Here is an 11,967-nt window from a genome sequence, read left to right as displayed (position 1 = left end):
CGCATCATCGCAGGCCTGTAAAAGATGAAGGTGGAACCCTGAACTAAGCTCACAGTCGCATACACACTGGCACGTCAGTATTACGCGAAAGGAGTCTGCATGGGCGGTCCCACCTCAACAGTTATTTGTGGCCTTGCCCTGCTGGCATTGCTGAGCGGCTGTGGCCAGGAAAAACCTGAACCCAAGGCCCATTCAAGGGTGTTTGTGCAAACGGTGCAGCCGACCGATTTCGCCGCCGCAGTGACCCTTACCGGGGATATCCAGGCGCGGGTGCAGACCGATTTGTCGTTCCGCGTCGGCGGCAAAATTATCCAGCGCATGGTCGATGTCGGCGACCGCGTGACAGCCCGGCAAGTGCTGGCCAAGCTCGATCCCAAGGATTTGCAGACCAATGTCGATTCCGCCCAGGCCCAGGTGGTGGCGGAACAGGCACGGGTCAAACAGACGGCCGCGGCCTTTGTGCGCCAGGAAAAACTCCTGCCCAAGGGCTACACCAGCCGCAGCGAATACGACGCCGCCCAGGCTGCATTGCGCAGCAGCCAAAGTGCCCTGGCGGCCGCGCAGGCGCAGTTGGCCAACGCCCGTGAGCAACTGGGCTATACGGCGTTGATCGCCGAAGCGCCGGGGGTGATTACCGCGCGGCAGGCCGAAGTCGGCCAGGTGGTGCAGGCCACCGTGCCGATTTTCAGCCTGGCCCGTGATGGCGAGCGCGATGCGGTGTTCAACGTCTACGAATCGCTGCTGGCGGAGCCTGTGCCGGATGTACCAATCACCGTCAGCCTGCTGGACAACCCGGGCATCAAGGCCGTGGGCCGAGTGCGTGAAGTGACCCCGGCCGTCGCCGCCAACAGCGGCACGGTGCAAGTAAAGATCGCCCTGGATGCCTTGCCCAAGGGCATGCAACTGGGGTCGGTCGTCAGTGCCACTGCCAATGGGCAAGCCAAACCCAGCGTCGAGCTGCCCTGGGCGGCACTGACCAAAGACCTCAGCGAGCCTGCCGTGTGGCTGGTGGACGGTGACGGCAAGGCGCAATTGCACAAGGTCACTGTCGCGCGCTACCTGACCGGCAAAGTGATCATCAGCGATGGCCTCAAAGGCGGCGAAAAAGTCGTGGTGGCCGGCGGGCAATTGCTGCACCCAGGCATGTTGGTGGAGATCGCCCAGGCGCCGGACCAGGCCCAGGCCAGCGGAGTGCAGCCATGAAGCGCCTGACGCTGATCCTCGCCAGCAGCCTGTTGCTGATCGCCTGTTCCAAGGAAGAGCCGGCGCCGGAGCCTATAAGGCCAGTGCTCTGGGTCGAGGTGAAAGCTGAAGACCAGGAAAACCTCGGGCGCTTCGCCGGTACGATCCAGGCACGCTACGAAAGCAACCTGGGCTTCCGAGTGCCCGGTCGCATTGCCCGGCGCGCGGTGGATGTGGGCGCCGAAGTGAGCAAGGGCGCCTTGCTGGCGGTGCTTGACCCCACCGACCAGCAGAACCAGTTGCGCGCCGCCCAGGGCGAACTGGCGCGGGTCCAGGCGCAATTTATCAATGCCCAGGCCAATGCACGCCGCCAGCAGGAACTGTTCAACCGTGGCGTCGGCGCCCAGGCGCAACTGGACATTGCCCAGACCGACCTGAAAACCACCCAGGCCTCTCTCGACCAGGCCAAGGCGTCGGTGGCCCAGGCCAGGGATCAGCTCAACTACGCCGAACTGCGCACCGACCACGGCGGCATCGTGACCGCCTGGAATGCCGAAGCCGGCCAGGTGGTCAGCGCCGGCCAGCAAGTAGTGACCCTGGCCCGCCCGGATATCAAGGAAGCGGTGATCGACCTGCCGGCTGGCCTGGCCGAGCGCTTGCCGCCCGATGTGGTGTTTCTGGTAGCCAGCCAGTTGGAGCCCGGCATCAACACCACCGCCACCGTGCGCGAGATCGAGCCCCAGGCACAAAGCGCCACCCGCACCCGTCGCGCGCGCCTGACCCTGGCCCAGACGCCCCCGGCGTTCCGGTTGGGCACGGCGATCAGTGTGACCTTGAGCTCGGCCATCGCCCCACGTATCGAACTGCCCGCCAGCGCGGTGCAGGACGTCGAGGGCAAGACCCGCATCTGGGTCATGGATCTGCAGCAGCAGACCGTGCAGCCCCGTGACGTGACCCTGGTCAGCCGTGATGCCAGCAGTGTTGTGCTCAGCGGTGGGGTGCAGCCTGGCGAGCGTGTGGTCAGCGCCGGCGTCAACAGCCTCAAGCCCGGACAAAAAGTCAAAACCGACGAGGACAGCCCACGATGAAAGGGAGCTTCAACTTATCCGACTGGGCGCTCAAGCATCAGTCCTTCGTCTGGTACCTGATGTTCGTTGCGCTGCTGATGGGCGTGTTTTCCTACATGAACCTGGGGCGTGAAGAAGATCCGTCCTTCACCATCAAGACCATGGTGATCCAGACCCGCTGGCCGGGCGCGACCCAGGAAGAAACCCTCAAGCAGGTCACCGACCGCATCGAGAAAAAGCTCGAAGAGCTGGACTCGCTGGATTACGTGAAAAGCTACACCCGGCCCGGTGAGTCCACGGTTTTCGTGTTCCTCAAAGACACCACCAGCGCCAAGGCGATCCCCGAGATCTGGTACCAGGTGCGCAAGAAGGTCGACGACATTCGCGGCACCTTCCCCCAAGGCTTGCAGGGTCCGTCGTTCAACGACGAGTTCGGCGATGTATTTGGCTCGGTGTATGCCTTTACCGCCGATGGCATGTCGATGCGCCAACTGCGCAACTACGTCGAACAGGTGCGCGCCGAGATCCGGGCGGTGCCGGGGTTGGGCAAGGTCGAGATGATCGGCCAGCAGGACGAAGTGATTTACCTGAATTTTTCCACGCGCAAACTCGCCGCCCTGGGGATTGACCAACGGCAAGTGGTGCAGAGCCTGCAATCGCAGAACGCGGTGACCCCGGCCGGGGTGATCGAGGCCGGGCCGGAGCGGATTTCGGTGCGTACCTCCGGGCAATTTGCCTCGGAGAAGGATCTGGCCGACGTCAACCTGCGGCTCAATGACCGCTTTTATCGCCTGGCGGATATCGCGGATATCAGCCGTGGTTATGTGGATCCGGCGCGGCCGATGTTTCGTTTCAATGGCCAGCAAGCCATCGGCCTGGCCATCGCCATGCAGAAGGGCGGCAATATCCAGGAATTCGGCAAGGCGCTCCACCAGCGTATGGATGAGCTGACTGCCGACCTGCCGGTGGGCATCGGCGTGCATAAGGTGTCGGACCAGGCCGAGGTGGTGGAAGAGGCCGTCGGTGGCTTCACCAGTGCGCTGTTCGAAGCGGTGATCATCGTGCTGGTGGTGAGCTTTATCAGTCTCGGCCTGCGTGCCGGGCTGGTGGTGGCGTGCTCGATCCCGCTGGTGCTGGCGCTGGTATTTGTCTTTATGGAGTACAGCGGCATCACCATGCAGCGGGTGTCGCTGGGCGCGTTGATCATCGCCCTCGGTTTGCTGGTGGATGACGCGATGATCACCGTGGAAATGATGATCACGCGCCTGGAAAAGGGCGAGACCCTGGAGCAGGCGGCGACCTTCGCCTACACCTCCACCGCGTTCCCGATGCTCACCGGCACCCTGGTGACCGTGGCCGGCTTTGTACCGATTGGCCTTAACGCCAGCTCGGCGGGTGAGTACACCTTTACCCTGTTTGCGGTGATTGCCGTGGCGATGCTGGTGTCGTGGGTGGTGGCCGTGTTGTTTGCGCCGGTGATCGGCGTGCATATCCTCAGCACCAAGGTCAAACCCCACAGTGACGAGCCGGGGCGGGTCGGGCGGGTGTTCAACGCCGGCATGCTGTGGGCCATGCGCAATCGCTGGTGGGCGATTGGCCTGACGGTGCTGCTGTTTGCGGCGTCGGTGTTTTCCATGCAGTTTGTGCAGAACCAGTTTTTCCCGTCGTCGGATCGCCCGGAGATCCTCGTCGACCTCAACCTGCCGCAAAACGCCTCGATCAATGAAACGCGCAAGGCCGTGGACCGGCTGGAAGCGATCATCAAGGACGACCCGGATATCGCGCGCTGGAGCACCTACATCGGCCAGGGCGCGATCCGCTTCTACCTGCCCCTGGACCAGCAACTGGAGAACCCGTACTACGCGCAGTTGGTGATCGTCAGCAAGGGCCTGGAGGAGCGCGGCGCGTTGATCGAGCGCCTGCAACAGCGCTTGCGCGATGATTTCGTGGGCGTCGGCAGCTTTGTCCAACCCCTGGAAATGGGCCCGCCGGTCGGGCGGCCGATCCAGTATCGGGTGTCGGGCAAGGACATCGACCAGGTGCGTAAACACGCCATCGAGCTGGCGACGTTGCTGGATAAAAACAGCCACCTGGGCGAGATCATCTATGACTGGAACGAGCCGGGCAAAGTGCTGCGGATCGATATTGCCCAGGACAAGGCGCGCCAGCTCGGGCTGTCGTCCGAAGACGTGGCGCAGTTGATGAACAGCGTGGTCAGCGGCTCGGCGGTGACCCAGGTGCACGACGATATCTACCTGATCAACGTGGTCGGCCGTGCCGAAGACGCCGAGCGCGGCACTCCGGAAACCTTGCAGAACCTGCAGATCGTCACGCCCAGCGGCACTTCGATCCCGCTGCTGGCCTTTGCCACCGTGCGTTACGAGTTGGAGCAGCCGCTGGTGTGGCGTCGCGATCGCAAGCCGACCATCACCATCAAGGCCGCCGTGCGCGACGAGATGCAGCCGACCGATCTGGTCAAGCAGCTCAAGCCGGAAATCGAGAAATTCAGCGCCGGTTTGCCGGTGGGCTACACGGTCGCTACCGGCGGTACCGTGGAGGAAAGCGGCAAGGCCCAGGGCCCGATTGCCAGCGTGGTGCCGTTGATGCTGTTCTTGATGGCGACCTTCCTGATGATCCAGTTGCACAGCGTGCAGAAGATGTTCCTGGTGGCCAGCGTGGCCCCGCTGGGCCTGATTGGCGTGGTCCTGGCGCTGATTCCCACGGGTACGCCCATGGGCTTTGTGGCGATCCTGGGGATCCTCGCGCTGATCGGCATCATCATCCGCAACTCGGTGATCCTGGTGACCCAGATCGACGCCTATGAACAGGAAGGCTACACGCCATGGGACGCGGTGGTGCAGGCCACCGAGCACCGGCGCCGGCCGATCCTGCTGACGGCGGCGGCGGCCAGCCTGGGCATGATCCCCATCGCCCGGGAAGTGTTCTGGGGGCCGATGGCCTACGCGATGATCGGCGGGATCATCATCGCCACCCTGCTGACGCTGCTGTTTTTGCCGGCGTTGTATGTGGCCTGGTACAAAATCCGCGAGCCTCAGGCCGCGCCATAAGGCAAACACGCTGTTGGGCATCACTATTGTGGCGAGGGGGCTTGCCCCCGTTGGGCTGCGAAGCAGCCCCAAAACCGGCCACCTCAGTGTGTCTGATACAACCCGGTGGATCTTACAGGGGCCGCTGCGCAGCCCAACGGGGGCAAGCCCCCTCGCCACAAGGGCAGGCAGTGGGAAAACTCTCTAAATGTGTATTGGATTAGTTCCGGTCAACGAACTGTTTTACCCTCGGGCTTTCGCTCCTGTGAAGGCCCACGTCATGACCCTTAACCTGCGCCGAGCCTTGTGCATCTGCGTGCTGCTGCTGTCGCCACTGGCCGTTGCCGGCACCGTTCTGGAAAACCCCCAATGGCGCATCGAGCTCGACCCGGCGAACCTGGCCGTGCGCGTGACCCCTTCCGGCGGCGAGCCGGTGCAGGCCTCCAGCGGCGTGGCTACCCATAAGGTCAGCCAGTTGCAACAGTCCACTCAACACGCCAACTGGCAATGGGACAACGGTGCCTATCGGCTGAACGCCACCCTGGACCAGCGTGACCTGATCCTGACCATCACCGCCCGCGAGGCCGGCGAGCTGGAGATCGTCCGCCAGCCGGCCAGCGCCATGGGCAAGGGCCTGATCTGGCCGCTCGCCGAGGGGCATTACGTGCCAGCCGGCAACAGCCTCTGGCAGCGCTTTTTGCTGGAGCAGGGGGATGTCAACAGCACCCAGGACCTGAGCCTGCCGTTATGGGGCGTCGATCACGCAAGCTTCACCCTCAACTGGCTGCTGACCAACCCCTACAACAACCGTTTGCAGTGGCAGGCCGAGGGCCCGCGCCTGGGCTTGTCGTTGCATCATGAATTCACCGCCCTGGACCCCACCGCGCCCATGACCCTGCGCCTGAATCTGGGCGAGGCCGATTTGCTGGCCGGTGCCAAGCGCTACCGCCAATGGCTGGTGGAACAGGGGCTCTACGAGCCGTTGGCCGACAAACTGCAACGCCTGCCGGCCGGCGAAAAGCTATTGGGTGCCAGCCACGTCTACCTGTGGGGCAATGACCTGCTGGGCCTGGGCGATGTGCGCGATTGGGAGCAGTTACGCACCGTACTGCGTGCACCCGATGGCTTGGGCGCACAACTCAATGGCCTACTGGACTCGGAGGCGACACAGGTGGTGCAAGCCCCCCAGCCGTTTCTGGATCGCTACCAGCAAGCTGTGTTGCTCAGAGGGCTCAACGCGGCGCTCAACAAAAAGGCGCGCCAGGGCTGGCAAGCCACGACCGAGCCCGACATGCCCGCGCTTGCCCAAGGCTACGGCGCACTGCGCCAGCAACTGGCACTGGCGTTTGCCGGTGCCTTGCGTGCCAACCCCGAAACCTGGGGCAGCACGTTATCCGCGACGACGATCAAGACCCTGCAGGAGAGTGGCCTGCCACGCCTGCTGCTGACCCTGGGCGAAGGCTGGGAGGGCGGGCTCTGGCACCCGGAGGCGGTGCGTGACGGGGTCGCGGCCGGGTACTTGATGGCGCCTTACGACTCCTATGAAACTGCCCTGGCAGCCAGCGAAAACCCCGACTGGACCACCGCGCACCTGGGCAGCCGCGCCTATCGCGACTGCGCGATCATGTTGAAGAACGGCCAGCTCAAGACCGGCTTCCAGAAGTCCGGGCACTACACCGACCCGCGCTGCGTCCGCCCATTGCTGGAGGCGCGGGTGACGGCGGTGCAGGCCAAGGCCGGGTTCAATGCCTGGTTCCTCGACGCCTATGCCACCGGCATGCTGTTACAGCTATCGCTCGGTGCTGGGCATGACCCAGGCGCAGAACGCCCAAGGCAACATCGACGCCGCCCGCTGGATCGCCAGCCACCTCCAGTTACCGGTGGGTTCCGAAGATGGCAACGCCACCACCGCTCGCGGCGTGTTGTTCGCCCATGGCATGCAAACCCCGGTCATGGGCTGGGGTGATCGTGAGATGACCCAGGACAAGCAATCACCGTACTACGTGGGGGCCTGGTATCCACCGGAGGAACCGGCGGTGTTCTTCAAACGCGTGCCGCTCAAAGAGCCGCTGCGCAGCGTGTACTTTGCCCCGGCGATGCGCCTGCCGCTGTATCAGGCGGTGTTCCATGGTTCGGTCATTACCAGCCATCACTGGTTGTTCGACAGCCTGAAGCTGAGCAATGTGCAGGCGGAAAACGAGCTGGCCCAACTGCTGTACAACGTGCCGCCGCTCTATCATCTGAGCGCCGCTACCTTGAAGCAGCGCTTGCCGATGATCCAGCGTCAGGATGGGTTCTTCCGGCCGTTGCATGAGCGTCTGGCGACCCAGGCAATGACGGATTTTCGCTGGCTGAGCAACGACCGGCTGGTGCAGCAGACCACGTTTGCCGATGGCACACGGTTGGTGGCCAACTTTGCGCAGGAGGAGAGGGACGGGTATGCGGGGCAGAGTGTGACGGCGTGGGTGGTGGGTGAAAGTCCGGTGGTGTATCAGGTGGCTCAGCAGCGCCCTTGAGGCCATCGCGGGCAAGCCCGCTCCCACAGGGGAGCTCGACCCGGCAGGGAATTCTGGACACGCCACAAACCAATGTGGGAGCTGGCTTGCCTGCGATGACGGTATGTCAGCCACCAAAAATAGTGCCTGTACTACTGCCATCGCGGGCAAGCCCACTCCCACAGGGGGGTCTCGACCAGGCAGGGAATTCTGGACACACCACAAACCAATGTGGGAGCTGGCTTGCCTGCGATGACGGTATGTCAGCCACCAAAGATAGTGCCTGTACTACCGCCATCGCGGGCAAGCCCGCTCCCACAGGGGAGCTCGACCCGGCAGGGAATTCTGGACACGCCACAAACCAATGTGGGAGCTGGCTTGTCGGGTCGCCGCATCGCTGCGATAGCGTCCGCTCAGACAGCCCCTACCTTACGCCACACACTGGCCAACCAAGGCTGCTGCTCGCGCGGCAGTCCTGCCGGGCGATAGTAGTGTTCCAACTCCACAAACCCTGCGGTGGTCAGCAGCGCCTGCCAGGCCGCAAGGTCGTGATACGAGCCATAACGCGGGCCGTTCCAGCCCTCCTGGTTTTCCCCCCTGGGGTTGGAGCTGAACAACACCCCACCCGGTTTCAGCGCAGCCTGCAGTTGCTGGAGAATGCGCGGCAGTTCCTGCTTGGGGATATGAAACAGCACCGCATTGGCAAAAATTCCGTCGAAGCGCGCGGCCGGCAGATCCAGTTTGAGGAAGTCCTGGTGCAGTACTTCACAGCCGCTGTCCTGGCGCGCCATCTGCGCGAAACGCTCGGCGCCATCCAGGCCTACGGCGATATGCCCAAGCCGGGTGAAGGTCTGCAAATCCCGCCCCGGTCCGCAGCCGAAGTCCAGCACGGTAAACGGCGCCTGCGCCTGGATATGCCGCAGCAACGCGTCGATGTTCTGGCTCACATCATGGTCGCGGGTACCTTCGCGAAAATCTTCGGCCACCTGGTTGTAGTGACCCAGGGTGGTAGAGGTGATCTGGTCGAGGTCGTCGGGGGCGAGTTTCATGGCAGTCGGCACCAGGGCAAAGAGAGGTGCCGACTATACCTCAGCGCTTGTTCAGCCCGCGCGCCAGGCGATCGCCACCCAGTTGGATCGCGGCCACCAGCAGGACCAGCAACACAATCACCGTGAGCATGATCTGGCTGTCGAAACGCTGGTAGCCGTAGCGGTAGGCAATATCCCCCAGGCCACCGGCGCCAATCGCTCCGGCCATGGCCGACGAGTTGATCATGGTCACCAGAGTAATGGTGAACCCGCCGACAATCCCCGGCAGCGCTTCCGGCAACAGCACATGCCTGACGATATGCCAGCGCCGGCAGCCCATGGCCTGGGCGGCTTCGATCAGGCCATGGTCGACTTCCCGCAGGCTGACCTCGGCGATTCGCGCAAAGAACGGCGTGGCGGCGATGGTCAGTGGTACCACGGCGGCCCATACACCGTAGGTGGTGCCCACAATCAGCCGGGTGAAGGGGATCAGCGCCACCATCAGAATCAGGAACGGGATGGAGCGGAACAGATTGACGAACGCCCCCAGCACCCTATTCAACGCGGGGGCCTGGTAGATGCCGCCCTTGTCGCTGGTGACCAGGAACACCGCCAGCGGGATACCCACCAGCAGCGCGATCAACGACGACACGCCGACCATCAGCAAGGTGTCGATGGCGCCCTGCAATAAACGATCAAACCACATAGCCCAGCACCTCCACCTGTTGTGCCCAGCGCGTGGCGCGGGTGCGTAATGTGTCGGCGTCCAGGGCGGAGCCGGTCACTGCCAGCAGCAATTGCCCCAGGGCGTGGCCCTGGATGCGCTCGACCCCGCCTTGCAGCAGGCGCACGCGCCCACCCAGGGCACTGAACAGTGTGGCGAGGTCCGGTTCATCCGCGCTGGCGCCGGTAAATTGCAGGCGCAGCACCACGGCCGCATCCACCGACGCTGGCGTGGCCCGCAGGCGCTTTTGCAGTTCCTCGGGCAAGCCATGTTGCAGGGGCGCGAGCAGGGTTTTACTGACCTGATGCTTGGGGTTGCCAAACACTTCCCACACCGGGCCTTGCTCGACGATCCGCCCGTGTTCCAGCACCACCACGCGGTCGCAGATTTCGCGGATCACCGCCATCTCGTGGGTGATCAGCACGATGGTCAGGCCCAGGCGCTGATTGATCTCGCGCAACAGGCCGAGGATCGACTGGGTGGTCTCCGGGTCCAGGGCCGAGGTGGCTTCGTCACACAGCAGGATCTGCGGGTCGTGCACCAGCGAGCGGGCGATGCCCACCCGTTGCTTCTGCCCGCCGGACAACTGCGCCGGGTACGCCTGGTGCTTGTCCTGCAAACCCACCAGCTCCAGCAGCTCGCGGACCTTGTGCTCGCGTTGCGGCTTGGGCACACCGGCGACTTTCAGTGGCAGCTCGACGTTCTGCCACACGGTCTTGGCCGACATCAGGTTGAAGTGCTGGAAGATCATGCCGATGCGTCGCCGCAAGGCCACCAGATGGTCTTCGTCGAAATCGCCGATATCCACCTGGTCGATCAGCACTCGGCCGCTGCTGGGTTGTTCCAGGCGGTTGATGGTGCGGATCAGCGACGACTTGCCGGCGCCGCTGCGGCCGATGATGCCGAACACTTCGCCACGCTGGATCGCCAGGTCGATGCCTTGCAGCGCATGCACCGTGCCGTCGTAGGTTTTGCCCAGGTTGATAAAACGCACATGGGCGTGGTTCAAGTCAGGGTGTAGCTCTGTCTGTTGCGCGTCCCTGGGCAGTGTGCCCAGGTCGCGCAGTTGGGCATTGGCGGCGCTCATATTCAGCCTTCCCAGCCGACTTGGTACAGCGTGCCCAGGGATTTATCCAGGGCCGCGCGGACCACCGGCGAATGCTGGTAGATCTCGACGAACTTGATCACCCGTGGGTCGGTTGTGCCCTTGGGCTGGGTCACGAACTGGATCACGTATTCCGGGTGGTCAAGGCCATCGAACAGCAGCGCCGACTCGGCATTGAAGGTCTTGGACAGGCGGATATAGGCCGGGTAGCCCTGCACCAGGTCGGCGTCGTCATAGGCGCGCACTAGCTGCACCGCTTCGACCTGCAGGATCTTGAGCTTTTTCGGGTTGGCGACGATGTCGTCTTCGGTGGCCTTGTAGCCCACGCCCGGCTTGAGGGTGATCAGGCCGGCCTTGGCCAGCAACTGCAGGCCGCGCCCGCTGTTGATCGGGTCGTTGGCGATGGCCACGCTGGCGCCCTGGGGCAGCTCATCGAAGCTTTTGAATTTTTTCGAGTACAGACCGACGTTGTTGATGATCCCCGGCTTGAACGGCACCAGGTCAAAACCTGTACGGGACAACCACATAGGTTACAAAAAAGTGCATTCACATAGGTGACACTTTGATTGAAACATACCCGTTCTTTGCGTCTCTAGCATCGACACGGCCTAGGATCACAGGCCCGAAGATCACCTCCCAGACATCATCTCGAATTAGCTCCATTCCAATGGTCTGATGCTTGAGCAGATTGCCTATGTAGATCCTAAGACCTGCTCGATTGATGATTCCATTACTATCAGCCAGGTAACACTCCACGTGGCTCGCATACCCCATTTCAGGCAGCTTTTCCGGGTAAGCGCGGGGTGAGGGCAAATAACATGAGGCTGGTGTTTTCTGGCCAAGCGCCTCGTGCCCTCGCTCATGATTATAGTGCTGCATAAAGCGATCAAAGTGTTTCTGCTGAGCTTCCCAAGCAATCGCCGCTGGTTGGGGCAAAGTGCTTTTCAGGGTTCGGTGCATCCTTTCATGGCGCCCATTCTGATCTGGGCGGCCGGGCTCAATTCGCTCAGGGATAATCCCCAACCGCAGCCACCAGATCGACAGCTGTGATAACCCTGCACGGCCCGTGCTGGCAAACGGTATGCCGTTGTCGGTCCGAATACGTTCAGGCAAGCCATACTCGCGAAAAACACGCTCGAAGGTTTGTTGGGTTTCTTTGAAGTTGGTATTGCGCATGCCCTGGCAGGCCAGTAGAAAGCGGCTGGCATGGTCCATGATCGTCAGCGGATAACACCACACTCCGGCCCCTGTCAGAAACTGCCCCTTGTAGTCAGCGCTAAAGAGCTGATTTGGGGTCTCTGCCTTGCACAGGGGCTTTG

General features: G+C 62.8%; 7 protein-coding genes and 2 pseudogenes. 4 read left to right on the top strand and 5 right to left on the bottom strand.

The window, feature by feature from the left end; translation table 11 throughout:
• The first annotated feature begins 99 nt into the window (after window positions 1-99).
• The 4 genes and pseudogenes from JFT44_RS20160 to JFT44_RS20145 all read left to right on the top strand — a co-directional run bounded on the left by JFT44_RS20160 (window position 100) and on the right by JFT44_RS20145 (window position 7,812).
• Window positions 100-1,203, top strand: a complete 1,104-nt coding sequence (locus JFT44_RS20160) for an efflux RND transporter periplasmic adaptor subunit (protein ID WP_198831057.1) — start codon at window positions 100-102, stop codon at window positions 1,201-1,203.
• Complete coding sequence (locus tag JFT44_RS20155) at window positions 1,200-2,270, top strand: efflux RND transporter periplasmic adaptor subunit (RefSeq protein WP_057957981.1); 1,071 nt, start codon at window positions 1,200-1,202, stop codon at window positions 2,268-2,270. The genes JFT44_RS20160 and JFT44_RS20155 overlap by 4 nt, the downstream gene beginning before the upstream one ends.
• Window positions 2,267-5,317 carry an efflux RND transporter permease subunit gene (locus JFT44_RS20150; RefSeq protein WP_198831056.1) on the top strand — a complete coding sequence of 1,017 codons (3,051 nt, stop codon included), beginning with the start codon at window positions 2,267-2,269 and terminating at the stop codon, window positions 5,315-5,317. Before JFT44_RS20155 ends, JFT44_RS20150 begins: the two co-directional genes overlap by 4 nt.
• A gap of 259 nt (window positions 5,318-5,576) precedes the next feature.
• Window positions 5,577-7,812: pseudogene (locus tag JFT44_RS20145) on the top strand (glycoside hydrolase).
• 392 nt (window positions 7,813-8,204) lie between these two features.
• Here the strand turns inward: JFT44_RS20145 and JFT44_RS20140 are convergent.
• The 5 genes and pseudogenes from JFT44_RS20140 to JFT44_RS20120 all read right to left on the bottom strand — a co-directional run.
• Window positions 8,205-8,840, bottom strand: coding sequence for a bifunctional 2-polyprenyl-6-hydroxyphenol methylase/3-demethylubiquinol 3-O-methyltransferase UbiG (locus JFT44_RS20140; protein ID WP_057444596.1), 636 nt, complete (start codon window positions 8,838-8,840; stop codon window positions 8,205-8,207).
• 40 nt (window positions 8,841-8,880) lie between these two features.
• On the bottom strand, window positions 8,881-9,525 hold the full coding sequence (locus JFT44_RS20135; protein ID WP_057957985.1) for a methionine ABC transporter permease: 645 nt from the start codon (window positions 9,523-9,525) through the stop codon (window positions 8,881-8,883).
• Entirely contained in the window at window positions 9,515-10,630 is a 1,116-nt protein-coding gene (locus JFT44_RS20130; protein WP_198831055.1) for a methionine ABC transporter ATP-binding protein, read from the bottom strand. Before JFT44_RS20130 ends, JFT44_RS20135 begins: the two co-directional genes overlap by 11 nt.
• A 2-nt stretch (window positions 10,631-10,632) precedes the next feature.
• Window positions 10,633-11,157 (bottom strand): annotated as a pseudogene (locus JFT44_RS20125) (MetQ/NlpA family ABC transporter substrate-binding protein); the annotation flags it as partial.
• A 37-nt stretch (window positions 11,158-11,194) separates the two neighbouring features.
• Window positions 11,195-11,967: integrase core domain-containing protein (locus JFT44_RS20120; RefSeq protein ID WP_198831054.1), on the bottom strand; the 773-nt coding region annotated here is incomplete at its 5' end.

The organism is Pseudomonas sp. MF5691 (genome assembly GCF_016405645.1).
Taxonomy (GTDB): domain Bacteria; phylum Pseudomonadota; class Gammaproteobacteria; order Pseudomonadales; family Pseudomonadaceae; genus Aquipseudomonas; species Aquipseudomonas shahriarae.
Note: the sequence above shows the minus strand (reverse complement) of the source record. Positions and strands in the feature narration are given on the sequence as shown.

Excerpts from the sequence above, each read along its gene's own strand:
- JFT44_RS20135 (WP_057957985.1), bottom strand. The coding sequence starts at position 9,525 with ATGTGGTTTGATCGTTTATTGCAGGGCGCCATCGACACCTTGCTGATG.
- JFT44_RS20150 (WP_198831056.1), top strand. The coding sequence starts at position 2,267 with ATGAAAGGGAGCTTCAACTTATCCGACTGGGCGCTCAAGCATCAGTCC.
- JFT44_RS20155 (WP_057957981.1), top strand. The coding sequence starts at position 1,200 with ATGAAGCGCCTGACGCTGATCCTCGCCAGCAGCCTGTTGCTGATCGCC.
- JFT44_RS20140 (WP_057444596.1), bottom strand. The coding sequence starts at position 8,840 with ATGAAACTCGCCCCCGACGACCTCGACCAGATCACCTCTACCACCCTG.
- JFT44_RS20160 (WP_198831057.1), top strand. The coding sequence starts at position 100 with ATGGGCGGTCCCACCTCAACAGTTATTTGTGGCCTTGCCCTGCTGGCA.
- JFT44_RS20130 (WP_198831055.1), bottom strand. The coding sequence starts at position 10,630 with ATGAGCGCCGCCAATGCCCAACTGCGCGACCTGGGCACACTGCCCAGG.